Annotated in this window: 15 protein-coding genes and 1 pseudogene; 4 read left to right on the top strand and 12 right to left on the bottom strand. The window is 64.4% G+C overall.

Annotation, left to right across the window (positions count from 1 at the left end; all coding sequences use genetic code 11):
- Positions 1-1,544: pseudogene (locus ASD73_RS06785) on the bottom strand (tryptophan halogenase family protein).
- Between the two features lie 67 nt (positions 1,545-1,611).
- Here ASD73_RS06785 and ASD73_RS06780 point away from each other — a divergent pair.
- Positions 1,612-2,328 carry an extensin-like domain-containing protein gene (locus ASD73_RS06780; RefSeq protein ID WP_056370901.1) on the top strand — a complete coding sequence of 239 codons (717 nt, stop codon included), beginning with the start codon at positions 1,612-1,614 and terminating at the stop codon, positions 2,326-2,328.
- Here ASD73_RS06780 and mddA read toward each other — a convergent pair.
- The 11 genes from mddA to ASD73_RS06725 form a co-directional block, all read right to left on the bottom strand.
- Entirely contained in the window at positions 2,325-3,065 is a 741-nt protein-coding gene (mddA, locus tag ASD73_RS06775) for a methanethiol S-methyltransferase (RefSeq protein ID WP_082521579.1), read from the bottom strand. The two genes, ASD73_RS06780 and mddA, sit on opposite strands and share 4 nt — an antisense overlap.
- 57 nt (positions 3,066-3,122) lie before the next feature.
- A complete protein-coding gene (locus ASD73_RS06770; protein ID WP_056370897.1) occupies positions 3,123-3,479 on the bottom strand; it encodes a HesB/IscA family protein in 357 nt (118 codons plus the stop codon).
- Positions 3,479-3,949: an SUF system Fe-S cluster assembly protein gene (locus ASD73_RS06765; protein WP_056370895.1), complete on the bottom strand. Its 471-nt coding sequence runs from the start codon at positions 3,947-3,949 to the stop codon at positions 3,479-3,481. The genes ASD73_RS06770 and ASD73_RS06765 overlap by 1 nt, the downstream gene beginning before the upstream one ends.
- Positions 3,946-5,127, bottom strand: a complete 1,182-nt coding sequence (locus ASD73_RS06760; RefSeq protein WP_082521413.1) for an aminotransferase class V-fold PLP-dependent enzyme — start codon at positions 5,125-5,127, stop codon at positions 3,946-3,948. Before ASD73_RS06760 ends, ASD73_RS06765 begins: the two co-directional genes overlap by 4 nt.
- Positions 5,124-5,855, bottom strand: a complete 732-nt coding sequence (locus ASD73_RS06755; RefSeq protein ID WP_056370893.1) for a SufD family Fe-S cluster assembly protein — start codon at positions 5,853-5,855, stop codon at positions 5,124-5,126. The genes ASD73_RS06760 and ASD73_RS06755 overlap by 4 nt, the downstream gene beginning before the upstream one ends.
- A complete protein-coding gene (gene sufC, locus ASD73_RS06750) occupies positions 5,852-6,595 on the bottom strand; it encodes a Fe-S cluster assembly ATPase SufC (RefSeq protein WP_056370891.1) in 744 nt (247 codons plus the stop codon). The genes ASD73_RS06755 and sufC overlap by 4 nt, the downstream gene beginning before the upstream one ends.
- Positions 6,582-6,929 carry an Imm53 family immunity protein gene (locus ASD73_RS06745; RefSeq protein ID WP_056370889.1) on the bottom strand — a complete coding sequence of 116 codons (348 nt, stop codon included), beginning with the start codon at positions 6,927-6,929 and terminating at the stop codon, positions 6,582-6,584. The genes sufC and ASD73_RS06745 overlap by 14 nt, the downstream gene beginning before the upstream one ends.
- Positions 6,926-8,413, bottom strand: a complete 1,488-nt coding sequence (sufB, locus tag ASD73_RS06740) for a Fe-S cluster assembly protein SufB (protein WP_056370887.1) — start codon at positions 8,411-8,413, stop codon at positions 6,926-6,928. The genes ASD73_RS06745 and sufB overlap by 4 nt, the downstream gene beginning before the upstream one ends.
- Positions 8,410-8,871, bottom strand: coding sequence for an SUF system Fe-S cluster assembly regulator (locus ASD73_RS06735; RefSeq protein WP_056370885.1), 462 nt, complete (start codon positions 8,869-8,871; stop codon positions 8,410-8,412). The genes sufB and ASD73_RS06735 overlap by 4 nt, the downstream gene beginning before the upstream one ends.
- A gap of 297 nt (positions 8,872-9,168) precedes the next feature.
- The gene (locus ASD73_RS06730; protein ID WP_056370883.1) at positions 9,169-10,056 is read right to left on the bottom strand and encodes a helix-turn-helix domain-containing protein; all 888 of its coding nucleotides are present in this window, start codon (positions 10,054-10,056) and stop codon (positions 9,169-9,171) included.
- Positions 10,057-10,157: 101 nt separating this feature from the next.
- The gene (locus ASD73_RS06725; RefSeq protein WP_056373302.1) at positions 10,158-11,978 is read right to left on the bottom strand and encodes a DUF885 domain-containing protein; all 1,821 of its coding nucleotides are present in this window, start codon (positions 11,976-11,978) and stop codon (positions 10,158-10,160) included.
- A gap of 93 nt (positions 11,979-12,071) precedes the next feature.
- Here ASD73_RS06725 and ASD73_RS06720 point away from each other — a divergent pair, with 93 nt between their 5' ends.
- From ASD73_RS06720 to ASD73_RS06710, 3 genes are all read left to right on the top strand, one after another.
- A complete protein-coding gene (locus ASD73_RS06720; protein WP_056370880.1) occupies positions 12,072-13,139 on the top strand; it encodes a quinone-dependent dihydroorotate dehydrogenase in 1,068 nt (355 codons plus the stop codon).
- Between the two features lie 74 nt (positions 13,140-13,213).
- Positions 13,214-14,905: a gamma-glutamyltransferase gene (gene ggt / locus ASD73_RS06715; protein ID WP_056373300.1), complete on the top strand. Its 1,692-nt coding sequence runs from the start codon at positions 13,214-13,216 to the stop codon at positions 14,903-14,905.
- Between the two features lie 49 nt (positions 14,906-14,954).
- Positions 14,955-16,760: an AMP-dependent synthetase/ligase gene (locus ASD73_RS06710; protein ID WP_200934905.1), complete on the top strand. Its 1,806-nt coding sequence runs from the start codon at positions 14,955-14,957 to the stop codon at positions 16,758-16,760.
- Positions 16,761-16,813: the final 53 nt, after the last annotated feature.

The following is a 16,813-nucleotide window of genomic DNA, read 5'->3' as shown; positions in this document are numbered from 1 at the left end:
TCAGGCGTACGCGCCGCCCGCGTTGATCTGGTCGATCATCGCGCGGTGCGCGGGCAACTCGCTCGCGGCGCGGTCGCCAAAGCTCCTGATCCGCGCAAAGATGCGTTCCGCCTCGGCGGTGTCGGGAAACTCCTCGCGCACCGGCGACAGGTCGGTGCGATATTCCATGCCATAGAGGATATATTGGTAGTTGAAGAAGGCGAAGCTTTCGAGGTCGAGGATGAAATCGAACCGCCCCGGCGGGCGATAGCGCCACTCCTCGAGCAATTCCTTCAGCCGGTCGGGGATTGACGCCGGGTCGCCATTGTCGCGCCAGAAGGCTTCTTCCCGCTGGCTCAGGCAATAATGGAGCTTCAGGAAGTTGATCGTGTTTTCGTAGCGCGCCGCCATCAGCTCGTTGAAGCGCCGCGCGGGCGCACCGACCGGACCGTTCAGCGGGAACATCTCGGCGATCATCGCCGCCGCGGTCTCGATCATCACGAGCCCGGTCGATTCGAGCGGCTCGAGGAAGCCGCCCGACAATCCCACCGCGACGCAATTCTTCACCCATGACGCGGGCCGATACCCCGCCTCGAACGGGATCGACCGGACATTGACGTCATGGCTGCGCCCGCCGGTATAGGCCGCGAGGATGTCGGCGGCGCGGTCGTCGCTCATATGGTCGCTCGAATAGACGCAGCCGATGCCGCGCGCGCCGGCGAGGCCGATGTCCCACGTCCACCCCGCCTCGTGCGCCGCCGCGATCGTATAGCTCTCCAGCGGCATGTCGGGACGATCATAGAGCAGCTTGCACGCGAGCGCGCGGTCGGTGAACAATTGGTCCTTTACGCCCTTGAACGGCGATTGCAGCGCGCCGCCGATCAGCTCGGCGCGGAAACCCGAACAGTCGATATAGAGGTCGGCGGCGAGCGTCCCGTGCTCGGCGGTCACGACATGGTCGATCGCGCCGGTTTCGGGATCGAGCCCGACCCCGGTCAGCGTCCCGCGCAAATGCTGAACCCCCATCGCGCGCGCCTGTGCCGACAGCACCTCGGCGAGCCGTGCGGCGTCGAAATGATAGGCATAGTTCAGCGGACCGGTGAATTCGCCCTCGCGGGACGCTTCGGCGCGCGCTGCGCCTCGGCGACGCGGTTCTGGATTGTCATCGCCTCGGCGAACGGCCGCCGCGTCGCCTCATCCTGGAGCAGCCAGTAGGAGACGAGGCTGTAGCCGTCGCCATGATAGGGCGCCTCGAACGGGTGCAGATAATGGCTCGACCGGCCGCCCTCGGGCGTCCGCACCCAGTCGTCGAAGCGGATGCCCTGCTTGAACGTCGCCGAGGTCGCGCGCACGAACGCGCTTTCGTCGATGCCGATGAATTGCAGCGTGTTGCGGATCGTCGGGAAGGCGCCTTCGCCGACCCCGATGCTGCCGATCTCGTCCGATGCCAGCAAGGTGATCGACAAACGGGGATTGCGCGGCAGGTCGAAAAAGCGCGCGAGATAGGCGGCGGTGAGCCATCCTGCGGTGCCCCCGCCGACGATCAGGATCGAGCGTTTTGCCACCCGGAACGCTATCGAGCCGCAAAGCCCTTTCAACAAGCGGTAATTTGCGGCACGCAGAACGGACACGATGAAGACTCTCCGACCCTATCTGATCTGGTTCGCCGTCGCGGTGCTGCTGACCCTCGGCGCGGTCCTCGGCATGCAGTGGGTGCGCGCGCATCCCGAGCATATTCCCGGCGCGCGCTTCGAACTGACGCATCCCTGGGGTTGGGCGACGAACCGCAAGCTGGTGGCGCTGGCAGGGGACGACGGCGCCTGCTTCGCCGCTTTCGATCGCGCGGAAGCCGGCTATCTGCGCCGCCCGGCGATCGGAACCGGCGCGTGCCGCGCGAGCCAGCGCATGATCCTGACGGGCGACAGCTTCGTGCCGACAATGCGCCCCGCCAATGTCGCGCCGGGCTGCGCGGTGACCGCGGCGATGGCGCTATGGAATCGCGACGTGGTCCAGCCGCTCGCGCGAAAGCATTTTGGGCAAAAGGTCGTCGAGCTCGAAAATCTCGGCAGCTATAATTGCCGCAAGATCGCGGGGCAGCCAAACCAAAGCCAGCATTCGACCGCCAATGCGATCGACATCTCGGCCTTCGTGCTCGCCGACGGCACGCGCATCTCGCTGATCAACGACTGGGCGCCGGGCGACAAGCGCAGCGAGTTTCTGCACGCGGTCCGCGACGAAAGCTGCGGGCTGTTCAGCACATTGTTGTCGCCCGATTATAACCGCGCGCACGCCGACCATTTCCATCTCGACATGGCGGCGCGGACGGCGGGCTGGACTGTGTGCCGCTAGGTGCGCCGCCGCCCGCCGGTACCGGGCACCAGCATCGGTGTCGTCTCGCGATACGCGATATAGTCGGCGCCGAATGTGTCGATCAGGTTGCGCTCCTCCAGCCTGATCGCGATCAGCATATAGATCGACAGGCCTATAGCGAGCAGCAGGTGCCCTGCTGTCATCGCGGGCGTCGCCCAGAAGGCGAGGAAGAAACCCGCATAGAGCGGATGCCGCACGAATTTGTAGAAGAGCGGCTGGCGCAGCACTGGCGCCGCCGCCGCCTTTTCGCGCAGCGCGAACCATGCCTGCTGCAGCCCGAACAGCTCGAAATGATTGATCAGGAAGGTGCTGAAGAGGACGATCAGCCAGCCGAGCCCGAACAACGCCCACAGGATCACGGCGCCCAGGGGATTGGTGATGGTCCAGACGGGTGCGGTCAGTTGGTACCAGAACAGCATCAGCACGATCAGCGCGAGGCTGGCGAACAGCACATAAGTGCTGCGCTCGATCGCGGAGGGAACGATATGCGTCCACCTTGCCTTGAAACCGGGCCGCGCCATCACGCTATGCTGGATACCGAACAGCGCGATCAAGGCGATGTCGATCAGCGCGGCTTTTCCGGGCGCGGCAAAGCGCGCGAAGTCGACCGTCACCGGAACGAACGAGAGATTGCCGACAAAGGCGATAAGATACAAAAAGGTCGCGAAAAAGATCGCGTAAGCCACTGCGGCATAAAGCAAATAGAGCGTACGCATCATGACAGCCCCTGCTATTTCGGGGCGTTATAGCAGGTTTTTCGCGGAAATGCGCGCCTAGACGGTGAAGCTCTCGCCGCAGCCGCACGCGCCCTTGGCGTTCGGATTCTCGAAAACGAAGCCCGCGGCGAAGTCATCCTCGACCCAGTCCATGATGCTGCCGATCAGGTAGAGCACCGACGCGCCGTCGATGTAGAAGACGCCGCCGGGGGTCTCGATCTTCTCATCGAACTTCACCTCTTCGGTGACATAATCGACTGAATAGGCGAGCCCCGAACAGCCGCGGCGCGGCGTCGACAGGCGCACGCCGATCGCGCCCTCGGGCGCGGTGGCCATCAGCTTCGCGATGCGCGCTTCGGCGCCGGCGGTCAGGGCGACGGCGGCGGGGCGGGCGCGGGTCTTGGTTTCGGTCATCACAGCATTCCCAATTCGAGCCGCGCTTCGTCGCTCATATTCTGCGGCGACCACGGCGGATCCCAGACGAGATTGACTTCGGCGTCGCCGACGCCGGGAACCGCGCCGACGCGTAGTTCGACTTCGGCGGGCATCGATTCCGCGACCGGACAATGCGGCGTCGTCAGCGTCATCGTCACGACGGCGTGGCCCTCGTCGATCTCGACATTATAGATCAGGCCGAGGTCATAGATGTTCACCGGAATTTCGGGGTCGTAGATGTCCTTGAGCGCGTTGATCACGGCTTCGTACAGGTCGCCGCCGACCGCGCCGGGCTCGACCGCCGCGGGCTTGGCCGCAAGGAAGCCTTCCAGATAGTCGCGCTTGCGCTCCAATTTCTCGGGCGCAGTTTCGACATCCTCGACACGCGCCTTCGGCGGGGCTTCGACGCTTTCCACTTCCTCGACCTTGATCATGCGGTCCTCGCTCATCCGAAAATCCTCTCGACGCGGGCGAGGCCATCGATCAGCGCCGCCACATCGTCGTCATTGCTGTAAACGCCAAAACTCGCGCGCGCGGTCGCGGGAACCCCGAGGTGCTCCATCAGCGGCTGTGCGCAATGGTGCCCGGCGCGGATCGCGACCCCGCTTTCATCCAAGATAGTGCCGATGTCGTGCGGATGAACCCCCGCCATCGAAAAGCTTACGATTCCGGCACTGTTTTCAGGGCCGAACAAGGTGATGCTGTTCTTGCGCGCCAGTGCCTCGCGCAGCCTGCCGACCAGCGACACCTCATGCGCATGGATTGCATCGATCCCGATTGCTTCGACATACTCGACCGCCGCCGCGAGCCCGATCGCCTCGATAATCGCGGGCGTGCCCGCCTCGAAGCGGGTGGGGGCGGGGGCATAGGTGGTCTTTGCAAAGGTGACGCGGTCGATCATCGACCCACCGCCCTGCCACGGCGGCAGCGTATCGAGCTTGTCGCTCCACAGCACGCCGACGCCGGTAGGGCCGTAAAGCTTGTGCCCCGAGAAAACATAATAGTCGCAGCCGAGCGCCGCGACATCGATGGGCAGACGCGGCACAGCCTGACAGCCGTCGATCAGCAGCTCAGCGTCGACGCGGTGCGCCAGTTCGGCGGCGCGCGCGACGTCGAGCGGGCTGCCGAGCACGTTCGAGACATGCGCGAAGGCGACCATCGTGTGTTCGGGGGTCAGCAGCTTCTCTGCGGCATCGAGGTCGATGCAGCCGTCGGCGGTCAGTGGGCAGACGTCGACCTGCCAACCCGCAAGCTGCCAGGGCACGATATTGCTGTGATGCTCCAGCACCGACAGCAGCACGCGGCCCTTCTTCGGATGCGAGTAAGCGACGAGATTGATCGCCTCGGTCGCGCCGCGCACGAACGCAATCTCATTCTCCCGCGCGCCGATAAACGCCGCGATCCGCCGCCGCGCCGCCTCATAGGCGAGCGTCATGTCGGCCGAGCGCGCATAGACGCCGCGGTGCACGGTCGCATAGTCGCGGCCCATCGCGTTCACCGTCGCATCGATCACCGCCTGCGGCTTCTGCGCGGTCGCGGCGGTGTCGAGATAGTGCCAGCCCGGCGTCAGGCCGGGGAAATCGGCACGGACGTCGGGGAAGGTGCGGAGGGCGGTCGTGGTGCTCACACCAATTCCCCCAGCTTCGCCAACGCCAGTTCCTGCAGCTGCACTTCATCCTCGGCGCCATCGAACACGCCCGCGACAAATGCCTGGAGCATCAGCTTCTTTGCCTCACCGGGCGGCAGGCCGCGCGACTGGAGATAATAAAGCCCCATTGCGTCGAGCTCGCCGATCGCGCAGCCATGCGCGCATTTGACGTCGTCGGCGAAGATTTCGAGTTCGGGCTTGGCGTTGGCGGTCGCGCTGCGGTCGAGCAGCATCGCCTTCACATCCTGCTCGCTGTCGGTCTGCTGCGCGTCGCGCGCGACGGCGACCTTGCCGAGATAGGTGCCGGTCGCGGTGCCGCCGAGCACCGAGCGCACCACCTGCCGCGACGTCGCGCCGGGTTCGGCGTGCGTGACCGTGGTGACGATCTCGAGATTCTGCTCGCCGCCGCCGATCTGCGCCGCGCCGAGATGGAAATCGGCGCCTTCGTGCAGGATTACATTGAGTTCGATACGGCCATAAGCGCCGCCAATGTTGAGCACATGCAGCGACGCGGCAGCGCCCTTGCCGAGCACGAGTTCGATCTGCCGGATGTCGCCCGCGTCCTGCACGATCGCGCGCGCGAACTTGCCGCCCGCGGGCACGATGATACTCTCGGGCGCGGGCAACGGCCACGCCGCGGTCACCGCGTCGATGTCGCTATAACGCCACGCTTCGTCGCGGCGCGAGGGGAGGGAGCTCGTCGTCAAGCCGCGATCTCCGCATAACCATGCTCTTCGAGCTCGCGCGCCAGCTCGGGCCCGCCCGACTTCACGATCCGGCCGGCGGCAAGGACATGCACGAAATCGGGCTGCACATAGTCGAGCAGGCGCTGGTAATGGGTGATCAGCAACACCGCCTTGTCGGGGCGCCGCATGATCGCGTTGATCCCGTCGCCGACGGTGCGCAGCGCATCGATGTCGAGGCCGCTGTCGGTCTCGTCGAGGATCGCGAGCTTGGGGTCGATGATCCCCATCTGCACCATCTCGTTGCGCTTCTTCTCGCCGCCCGAAAAGCCGACGTTCACGGGGCGCTTGAGCATGTCCATGTCCATCTTGAGCAGCCCCGCCTTCTCGCGCGCGAGTTTCAGGAAGTCGCCGCCCGACAGCGGCTCCAGCCCGCGCGCCTTTCGCTGGGCGTTGAGCGCCTCGCGCAGGAACTGGACGTTCGACACGCCGGGGATTTCGACCGGATATTGGAATCCCAGGAACAGCCCCGCCGCGGCGCGCTCATGCGGCTCCATGTCGAGCAGATCCTGCCCGTCGAAGGTGGCCGATCCTTCGGTGACCTCATAACCGGGGCGCCCGCCAAGCACATAGGACAAAGTCGACTTGCCTGCGCCATTGGGGCCCATGATCGCATGGATTTCGCCCGCATTGATGCTGAGCGACAGGCCCTTCAGGATCGGCTTGTCGGCGACGGTGGCGTGGAGGTTTTCAATTTTGAGCACTTAAACTTCTTTCACTTTCGAGGGCGGCGTCCACATTTCCAATCCATCCGCGGAACTCTCCGAGCAACGCATCCAATTTCAGTGGACCGCATGCGCCTTTGATTGAGGTTCCTTCACGCTTTAGAACGAGCCAGTCATGTCCTTCCTCAAGCTGATGCTCGCCCAAGGAAATTTCTGGGCCCGCGAACTGCGCGTAAACTGTGTCGGTCAGCTCAAACTTGAAAAGCCATCCCGGATTATCACAGTTGTCGATGGCAAAGCCGTAGCCATGCTCCCACTCTCCGTCGCACAAGAAGAGATAGAAGTTCTGCAGCCACTCGAGGTTCGAGGTCACCCGACGCTCCCCTCAAGGCTGATGCCAAGCAACTTCTGCGCCTCGACCGCAAACTCCATCGGCAACTGCTGCAGCACTTCCTTGGCAAAGCCGTTGACGATCAGCGCCACCGCCTCTTCCTGCCCCAGCCCGCGCTGCATCGCGTAGAAAAGCTGGTCGTCGCTGATCTTGCTCGTCGTCGCTTCATGTTCGACGGTCGCGGTCGGGTTGCGGACCTCGATATAGGGCACGGTATGCGCGCCGCATGTGCTGCCCAGAAGCAGGCTGTCGCACTGGGTGAAGTTGCGCACGCCCTCGGCATTGGGCGCCACGCGAACAATCCCGCGATAGGTGTTGTTCGACTTGCCCGCGCTAATGCCCTTCGAAACGATGGTCGAGCGCGTGCGCTTGCCATTGTGGATCATCTTGGTGCCGGTGTCGGCCTGCTGATAATTGTTGGTGACCGCGACCGAATAAAATTCGCCGACGCTGTCGTCGCCGTTGAGCACGCAGCTCGGATATTTCCACGTGATCGCCGAGCCGGTTTCGACCTGCGTCCACGACACCTTGCTGCGCTTGCCCTGGCACAGCGCGCGCTTGGTCACGAAATTATAGATGCCGCCGAGGCCCTCGGCATTGCCCGGGTACCAGTTTTGCACCGTCGAATATTTGATCTCGGCATCGTCGAGTGTCACCAGTTCGACCACCGCGGCGTGGAGCTGGTTCTCGTCGCGCATCGGCGCGGTGCAGCCCTCAAGGTAGCTGACGTACGCGCCCTTGTCGGCGATGATCAACGTTCTCTCGAACTGTCCCGTATTCTCGGCGTTGATGCGGAAATAGGTGCTGAGCTCCATCGGGCAGCGGACGCCCTCGGGCACGTAGACGAAGGTGCCGTCGGAGAAGACCGCGCAATTCAATGTCGCGAAATAATTGTCGTGCATCGGCACGACCTTGCCGAGCCACTTCTTCACCAGATCGGGATATTCGCGGATCGCTTCCGAGATCGACAGGAAGATGACGCCCGCGCGCTTCAATTCCTCGCGGAAGGTCGTAGCGACGCTGACGCTGTCGAACACCGCATCGACCGCGACCTTGCGCGCGCCCTCGACGCCCGCGAGCACCTTTTGCTCCTCGATCGGGATGCCGAGCTTCTTGTAGACTTCGAGGATTTCGGGATCGACCTCGTCGAGGCTGCCGAGCTTGGGCTTCGGCTTCGGCGCCGCGTAATAATAGGCGTCCTGATAATCGATCGGCGGCACGTTGAGCTTCGCCCAGTCGGGCGTCTCCATCGTCTGCCAGTGGCGAAACGCCTTCAGCCGCCAGTCGAGCATCCATTCGGGCTCGTTCTTCTTCGCGCTGATGAAGCGGACCGTATCCTCGGTCAGCCCCTTGGGCGCGAAGTCGGTCTCGATGGTCGAGGACCAGCCATGCTCATAATCGGCGACCTTCGCCGCGGCGTCGTGCGCGGCCTGGTCCTTGACGGGGAGTTCGGTGTTGTCGGTCATAATCTGATCTCGTCGCCGGCCAATGCCGGGATCGGCGGAGGGGAGGGGAGTTTCGGAGCAACGCTCAACGTCGCCAGGCTGATCTCTTGCAAGGCCCCGCGCACCGCGCCGTTCACGACGCTCCAATGCGGCTGCACCTTGCAGCTGCCCTCGAGCGAGCAATCATGGCGTCCTTCGGCGACGCAGCTGGTCAGCGCGATCGGCCCTTCGACCGCTTCGATGATGTCGGCGACGCTGATCGCCGCCGCGGGCCGCGCGAGCCGCACCCCGCCGCCGCTGCCGCGCGATGCGACGAGCAGCCCGGCGCGCGCGAGCTGGCTCACCAGCTTCTGCGCGGTCGGTCCCGGGATGCCCGTCTGCTCGGCCAGCATGCCGGCGTGAATCGGCACCGACCCGCACTGGCGGGCGGCGGCGCTCATCAGCACCACGGCATAGTCGGCAAGGTTGGACAGGCGCATTGTTCTTTTCCGTCGCAGTTGCGAACGATTCTTAACTGGAGTAAATCACTCCACTTACATAGGCGTGCGGTCTCGGGAGCGCAAGCAATCGCGGATGTGCGCGATGATAGAAAAGTTGCGCCAAAAAAAAGGCACCCATCGGGCCGAAGCCAAATGAGTGCCAAGATGAAGGTCTCAAGTCCTCGTCAGAGGATGAGCTCTTCTGGGTCGCAACGGGGGATTATGCCCGGGCGACGATTCGTGATTGGATGAAAACGCCAAAACGACGCGGCCTGCGCTTTTGATGGTTAACTGCGCTCAGGTTTCCGAAACAAGCGGACTGACCCGGCCGGCGAGCTGCTTTCGGCCCTTTGTCGTCGCCTCGGTATAGCTTGTCGGCTTGCCGAGCTGGCCGGGCGTGGCGCCGGCAAAACGCTTGATCTCGCGGATCAGGTGCGACTGGTCGTAAAAGGCGTCGCCGAGCTGCGCGGCATCGAGCCCTTCGCCGCGTGCCAGCGCCGACGCGGCGCGCACCGCGCGATATTTGCGCGCGAGCATGCGCGGCGACAGGCCGTAATAATGTTTCGTCATCCGTTCGACTGACCGGATCGACATGCCCGTCGCCTCGACCAGTTCGGGAACCTGCGGCGAGGGCGATTCGGTGAGCCATCCATCGACGGTGCGGATGAACCACATCGGCGCGGTCTCGCCCCGCGTCAGCACCTCGCGTGCGAAATTATTGCCGATGACCAGCTTGTCCTCGACGCTCGCCGCCGTTTCCAGTGCGGTTGCGACCTCGTCGATCCAGGGGCCGAACAGGTCGGCGGCATTCATCGCCCGGTCGGTCAGCTTGTCGGCATCGGCGCCCATCAGCGCCGCCCAGCCTGCGGGCAGCATGCCGAATCCGAACATCTGGGTGGGGCAATTGCTGATCGCGCGCACGCGCCCGCTCGTCGGTCCGACGATATTGGCCCGGCAGACCGGCGCGCGATGATCGTCGGCGAAGACATATTCGCCGTCGGCGGCGGTGACGAAGCGGAACTGGGGGCGGTCGGCGCGCTCATATTCGTCGAAACGCGGCATGTTGACGCGCGCGAAATAGAAGCTCGACACCATCTCCGCCAGATCGGGATCGGGCGGGAAATAGTGCAGTTCGAACGGCGCGACGCCGTCCACGCCCGCAGGCGAGGAAGAAGTATCCGACATGAGACCCAGACCTTTGGCACCCGTGACCCGGCTGCCTTATTTTTCTGGATCAAATCATTTGCGTTTCGGCCCGGCGCGTCAAGCGCCAATCGTCAATTTTCTTAACCCTTCTGCGCCGCGATCCACCCATCGACGCGCCGTTCGAGCACATCGAGCGGCACCGGGCCCGATTCGAGCACGACATCGTGGAAGGTCCGGAAATCGAACTTGTCGCCGAGCGCCGTCTGCGCACGGCCGCGCAGCTCCATGATCTTGAGCTTGCCGATGAGGTAGGCGGTCGCCTGCCCCGGATAGACGATATAGCGCTCAATCGCCTTTTCGATGTCGCCCTGCGGATTGGGCGTATTGTCCTTGAGATACTGGATCGCCTGCTCGCGGCTCCACCTTTTGTCGTGGATGCCGGTGTCGACAACGAGGCGGCACGCGCGCCACAACTCCATGCCGAGGCGCCCGAAATCGCTGTACGGATCGGTGTAGAAGCCCATGTCCTTGGCGAGTTCCTCGGTATAGAGGCCCCAGCCTTCGGTATAGGCGGTGAAGCCGCCGAAGCGGCGGAAGGGCGGCAGCCCGGTCAGCTCGGTCTGCACCGCGCGCTGGAGGTGATGCCCCGGGACGCCCTCATGATAGGCGAGCGCCTCGAGTTCGGTCTTCGACATATCGCGCAGGTCATAGAGGTTCACATAATAGGTGCCAGGCCGCGACCCGTCGGGCGAGGGCGACTGGTAAAAGGCTTTGCCCGCCGATTTCTCGCGGAATGCCTCGACCGCCTTCACCTGCAGATGCGCCTTTGGCAGCGTGTTGAAGAAAGCGGGCAGCCGCGCCTCCATCGCCTTCACTTTGGCGTCGACGTCGGCGAGATAGGCTTCGCGGGTCGTGTAATAATATTGCGGGCTGGAGCGCAGATGCGCGAAGAATTGCTGCAGCGTGCCCTTGAAGCCGACCTTCGCCATGATCTTTTTCATCTCGCCATGGATGCGCCCGACCTCGGAAAGGCCGAGGTCGTGGATCTCGGTCGCGGTCATGTCGGTCGTCGTGTAATTGGCGAGCAGCGCCTCATAATAGGCTTTGCCGTCGGGCAGCCGCCACACGCCGTCCTGCGTCGGCGCGCTCGCCTGCTGGCGCTTCATTTCGGCGAGCAGGCGGCCATAGGCGGGACCCGCGCTTTCGCTCCACGCCGCTTTGGCTGACGCGATCAGCCGCGCCTTTTTGGCATCGTCGATGGCAAGCTTGCCGACCTTTGCCGTGATGTCTTCGATCACCGCATTGTCGGGCTTCTGCAGATTGCCAATGTCGGAGATGAGGTAGGCATAGACCCACTTGGGCGGCTGGATACCCATCTTCGCTCGCTCGGCCGACTGCGCCGACAGCGCGTCGAGTATCGGGCCAAGCCCGCGGATACGCTCGACATAGGCTTCGGCCTCGGCGGCGTCGGCGACGCGGTGGATGTTGATAAGGAAGGCGGGAAGCTGGCTCTGTGCGCCGTTCATCTGGTCGAAAACATAGCCGTGGTTGCGGTACGGAAACAGGCGCGCGGCGCGCGCGGCCTGCGCGTTGAAGAGCTCGAACGACAGCGCCTCGTCGGCCGACATCGTCCTGGGGTCGAAGCTGCCGCGCATCGCTTCGGCGGTCGCCTGCTGCAGCTTCTGGTTCGCGACCGCGGCTTCGTCGCTGACATCGTTCCATTTGCCATAATCGGCATCGCGAATGCCGCGATACGCCTTGCCCTGTGGTGATAGCGAGAGCTGCGCAGCGTCATAATTTTCAAAGAATTGCGCAAGGTTCGCGCCGGCGGGGACGGCGTCGGGGGCGGGTGTCGCGGCTACGGTGGCAGGCGCTTCCTGTACGGCGGCCGGGGCGCAGCCCGCGACGGCGAGCAGGGCGAGCCCGGTGGACAGGCGAGCGATTATGCGAAGGTGCGACACGAATTTCTCCCGGTTTTTCCGATGACTTTGCTGGTCCCGCCAATAGTCGAGGCGGGGCTTGCCATAGGCCCCGGCTCGGCGCAATGGCGGGCCATGTCGCTTTTCGCCTCGCTCACCGATAGCGCCTATGCGCTCGTCCGCCCGATCGTCCACGCCACCGATGGCGAGGCCGCGCATAACCTCACGCTCAGCGCGCTCCAGCCGCTGCCGCGCGCGCGCCATGCGCTCACCAGTCCGGCGCTCGCGACCGAGCTTGCGGGTCTCAAATTCCCGAACCCCGTCGGCCTCGCGCCCGGCTTCGACAAGGATGCGCGCGTGGCGCATGTGATGCCGCATTTCGGTTTCGGCTTCGTCGAGGTCGGCACGCTGACCCCGTTGCCGCAGGAGGGCAACCCGCGCCCGCGCCTGTTCCGCCTCGTCGAGGATCAGGCGGTGATCAACCGCATGGGCTTCAACAATGGCGGGCAGGAAAAGGCGGCCGAGCGCATCGCCTGCCTGCGCCGCTATGGCCTGCCGGTGCCGCTCGGGATCAACATCGGCGCGAACAAGGACAGCGCCGATCGCATCGCCGACTATGCGAAGGGCACCGCCGCGATGGCGCCGCTTGCCGATTATCTGACGGTCAATATCAGCTCGCCGAACACGCCCGGCCTTCGTGCCTTGCAGGACAAGGGCGCGCTCGAAGCCTTGCTCGACGTCGTCGCTGCGGCGCAGCCCGCGGGCGCGGCGAAGCCGGTGTTCCTGAAGGTCGCCCCCGACCTCGAACCCGCCGACATCGACGACATCGTCGCGGTGGCGTTCGACAAGGGGCTCGCCGCGGTGATCGTCTCGAACACCACGATTGTGCGCCCCGGGCTCGCCTCGCGCCATGCAGAGGAAGCCGGCGGCCTCTCGGGTGCGCCGCTCGCCGAATTGGCGCTGCAACGGGTCCGGGATTTCCGCAGCGCCAGTAGCGGCAAGCTCCCGCTCGTCGCGGCGGGCGGGATCGCCTCGCCGGAACAGGCGTGGGAGCGCATCCGCGCGGGCGCCAGCCTGGTCCAGATCTATTCGGCGATGGTCTATGAAGGCCCCGGTCTCGCGGGCCGGATTGCGCATGGCCTCGAAAGGCTCGCCGCGCGTGACGGCTTCGCGCGGGTGGCCGACGCGGTGGGGACGGAATAAGCTGTTCTCCCCGTCCGCAAGCGGGACGGGAACAAGGGTTGCGCTGTCTCGACCTGCACGCCAATGTCGCGCGCATGTTGAAAAGATTCCTCCCGCTCGCCGCCCTTCTTTCCGTCACCGTCTCCTCGCCCGCGCTTGCGCAGGGCGTCACCTCCTCCGCCGATCCACGCGCGACCGAGGCGGGGCGCGAGATTTTGCATGAGGGCGGGACCGCCGCCGACGCCGCGATCGCGATGGTCGCGGTGCTGACCCTCGTCGAACCGCAGTCGAGCGGAATCGGCGGCGGCGGCTTCATGGTCCACCACAATGCCAAGGACGGCAGCATCTCGACGATCGACGGCCGCGAAATGGCGCCCGCGGCGGCCAAGCCCGACCGTTTTCTCGGCGCCGACGGCAAAGCGCGCGGTTATATGGACGTCATCCCCGGCGGGTTGTCGGTCGGCGTCCCCGGCAATGTGCGCCTGATGGAAATAGCGCACAAGAAATGGGGTAAGCTCGAATGGAAGGCGCTGTTCCAGCCCGCAATCAAGCTCGCCGAAGAAGGCTTCATCGTCACCCCCGCGCTCAATAACTGGCTTGTCCAGTTCGAGCCGATGTGGAAGGAATTTCCCGCTCCCAAGGCAATTTACTATGTCGACGGCAAGCCGGCCCCGGTCGGCACGCGCATCAAGAATCCCGCTTATGCCAAGCTGCTGCGCGACATCGCGGCGCGCGGTCCCGAGGCTTTCTATTCGGGCGCCAATGCCAAGGCGATCAGCGAGGCCGTCGCAAAGGCGCCGCGCCACCCGAGCCAGCTCACCGTCAAGGATATAGCGGCTTACAAGGCGAAGGAGCGCCCCGCGGTCTGCACCACCTACCGTATCTACAAGGTCTGCGGCATGGGCCCGCCCTCGTCGGGCGCGACCACCGTTTTCGGCATCCTCGGCATGATCGAGGGCTGGGACATGAAGGCGATGGGCAAGGACAATCCGATGAGCTGGCATCTGCTCTCGGAAGCGATGCAGCTCTCCTATGCCGACCGCGCCGCCTATCTCGGCGACGGCGATTTCGTCGATGTCCCGGTTAAGGGGCTGCTCGACAAGGCCTATCTCGCCGAGCGCCGCCAGCTCATCTCGCCTTATGGTGCCGCGGGCAAATATGAACCCGGCACCCCGCCGGGCGCGAAGCCGCGCGCCGCTGCGCCGCCGGTTCAGGAGCAGGGGACGACGCATTTCGTCACCGTCGACAAGGACGGCAACCTCGTCTCGATGACCTCGACGATCGAAAGCATCTTCGGCAGCCAGCTGATGGCGAACGGCTATTTCCTCAACAACGAACTCACCGACTTCGATCTCGCGCCGACCGAGGGCGGCATGCCGACCGCGAACCGCGTCGAAGCCGGCAAGCGTCCCTTGTCGTCGATGTCGCCGACGGTGGTCTACGGCCCCGACGGAAAGGTCGTGCTCGCGGTCGGCTCGGCGGGCGGCAAGCGCATCATCATGCATGTGACCAAGGTGCTCGTGGGCGTGCTCGACTGGGGCCTCGATGCCAAGACCGCGATGGAGCTTCCCAACCTCTTCTTCGGCCAGCAGGGCGTGCTGATCGAGAATAACGAGGCAGGCAAGGCGATCGCCGCAAAGATGAAACCTTTCGGCTACAGCTTCACCGCAACGAGCCTCGGCTCGAAGCTCAACGCGGTTGAGCGCACCGCCGAGGGCTGGCGCGGCGCGGCCGACCCGCGCGGACCCGGAAGTTCGTCGATCGACGGGGCGCCGGCGCAGAATTAGTCAATGATAATAAAAAGAAAGCAATGTAATCTCCCTGGAGAGAGGCAGAATGAAGCTTGAAAATCCCCATCTCGACCATTTTTCGAGTCTGGTCGCGATGTTCTTCGACCGTGCGGGGCGCGGCGGCGAAGATCCCTTCCTGTGGCGCAAGTCCGACCGTGCCTGGCAGCCGCTGAGCTGGCGGCAGGTCGCCAATCAGGTTTCGGCGCTCGCGCATAATTTGCGCGAACTCGGCCTCAAGGAAGGCGACCGGGTGGTGCTGGTCAGCGAGAACCGGCCCGAATGGTGCATAGCCGACCTCGGCATCATGGCCGCGGGCTGCATCACTGTGCCGACCTATACGACCAACACCGAACGTGACCACCAGCACATCCTCGACAACAGCGGCGCGAAAGCGGTGATCGTTTCGACCGCCAAGCTCGCGCGCACGCTGATGCCTGCGGTGATGCGCTCCGAGGCGCATATCGTGATCAGCATGGAGAGCCTCCGCATCGGCCAGCAGGGCGAGGTTGCGGTTCACGACTGGGATCCGCTCGTGCAGGGCGGCGAGGCGCGGCTCGAAGAAACCAGCGCGCGTGGCGCCGCGATGAAGCGCGAAGACACCGCGTGCCTGATCTACACCAGCGGCACCGGCGGCGCGCCGCGCGGGGTGATGCAGCATCATGGCGCGATCCTGCACAATGCGGCGGGTGCCGCCGAAGTGCTCGTCAATGATTTCGGTATCGGCGACGAGGAGGTGTTCCTGTCGTTCCTGCCGCTCAGCCACGCCTATGAACATTCGGGCGGCCAATTCCTGCCGATCATGGTCGGCGCGCAAATCTATTATAGCGAGGGCCTTGAAAAGCTCGTCTCGAACATCGAGGAAACGCGCCCGACAATCATGGTCGTCGTGCCGCGCCTGTTCGAGGTGATCCGCGCGCGGATGATCAAGTCGGTCGAGAAACAGGGCAAGCTCGCGAACTGGATGCTGCGTCAGGCGCTGCGCGTCGGCGAAAAGGATTATGAGTGCCGGATGGGCGTGCTCGATCGGCCAGTCGACCTGATCCTCGACAAATTGTTCCGGCCCAAGATCCAGAAACGCTTCGGCGGCCGGATGAAGGCGCTGGTGTCGGGCGGCGCGCCGCTCAATCCCGAAATCGGCGTCTTCTTCCACTCGATCGGGCTGACCCTGCTTCAGGGCTATGGCCAGACCGAAGCGGGGCCGGTGATCAGCTGCAACCGCCCGAGCGCGGGAATCAAAATGGACACCGTCGGCCCGCCGCTGATGAACACCGAGGTGCGCATCGCCGACGATGGCGAAATCCTCGTGCGCGGCGAGCTGGTGATGAAAGGCTATTGGCGCAACAAGGCCGAGACCGAGCGCGTACTGGTCGACGGCTGGCTCCACACCGGCGACATCGGCCATATCGACGGGCAAGGCCGCATCGTCATCACCGACCGCAAGAAGGACCTGATCGTCAACGACAAGGGCGACAATGTTTCGCCGCAGCGCGTCGAAGGGATGTTGACGCTCCAGCCCGAAATCCTGCAGGCGATGGTCTATGGCGACAAGCGCCCGCACCTCGTCGGCATTCTTGTCCCCGATCCCGAATGGATGGCCGAATGGGCGGAGGCCGAAGGCTTGCCCAAGGATCTCGAACGGCTGCGCGAGCATGAGAAATTTCGCACGGCGCTGCGCGCCGCGGTCGACCGCGTCAACGGCCAGCTCTCGGTGATCGAAAAGGTCCGCAAATTCGACTTCGCCGACGAAGCCTTCACGATCGAGAATGAACAGATGACGCCGTCGATGAAGATCCGGCGCCATATCCTGAAGCAGGTCTACGAAGACAAGATCGCGGCCCTCTACAAGGCGTGATCATCATAGCAGGCGGGGGTGCGACCCGAAGAGCTCGGCGCAAACCGGACCCC

Origin of the sequence: Sphingopyxis sp. Root154 (assembly GCF_001427105.1) — a bacterium.
GTDB lineage: Bacteria > Pseudomonadota > Alphaproteobacteria > Sphingomonadales > Sphingomonadaceae > Sphingopyxis.
This window is presented reverse-complemented; position numbering and strand designations above follow the sequence as displayed.

What these genes read in the sequence shown, in the direction of transcription:
- ASD73_RS06780 (WP_056370901.1), top strand. Translation starts at nt 1,612, where the DNA reads ATGAAGACTCTCCGACCCTATCTGATCTGGTTCGCCGTCGCGGTGCTG.
- mddA (WP_082521579.1), bottom strand. Translation starts at nt 3,065, where the DNA reads ATGCGTACGCTCTATTTGCTTTATGCCGCAGTGGCTTACGCGATCTTT.
- ASD73_RS06770 (WP_056370897.1), bottom strand. Translation starts at nt 3,479, where the DNA reads ATGACCGAAACCAAGACCCGCGCCCGCCCCGCCGCCGTCGCCCTGACC.
- ASD73_RS06765 (WP_056370895.1), bottom strand. Translation starts at nt 3,949, where the DNA reads ATGAGCGAGGACCGCATGATCAAGGTCGAGGAAGTGGAAAGCGTCGAA.
- sufB (WP_056370887.1), bottom strand. Translation starts at nt 8,413, where the DNA reads ATGACCGACAACACCGAACTCCCCGTCAAGGACCAGGCCGCGCACGAC.
- ASD73_RS06735 (WP_056370885.1), bottom strand. Translation starts at nt 8,871, where the DNA reads ATGCGCCTGTCCAACCTTGCCGACTATGCCGTGGTGCTGATGAGCGCC.
- ASD73_RS06730 (WP_056370883.1), bottom strand. Translation starts at nt 10,056, where the DNA reads ATGTCGGATACTTCTTCCTCGCCTGCGGGCGTGGACGGCGTCGCGCCG.
- ASD73_RS06720 (WP_056370880.1), top strand. Translation starts at nt 12,072, where the DNA reads ATGTCGCTTTTCGCCTCGCTCACCGATAGCGCCTATGCGCTCGTCCGC.
- ggt (WP_056373300.1), top strand. Translation starts at nt 13,214, where the DNA reads ATGTTGAAAAGATTCCTCCCGCTCGCCGCCCTTCTTTCCGTCACCGTC.
- ASD73_RS06710 (WP_200934905.1), top strand. Translation starts at nt 14,955, where the DNA reads ATGAAGCTTGAAAATCCCCATCTCGACCATTTTTCGAGTCTGGTCGCG.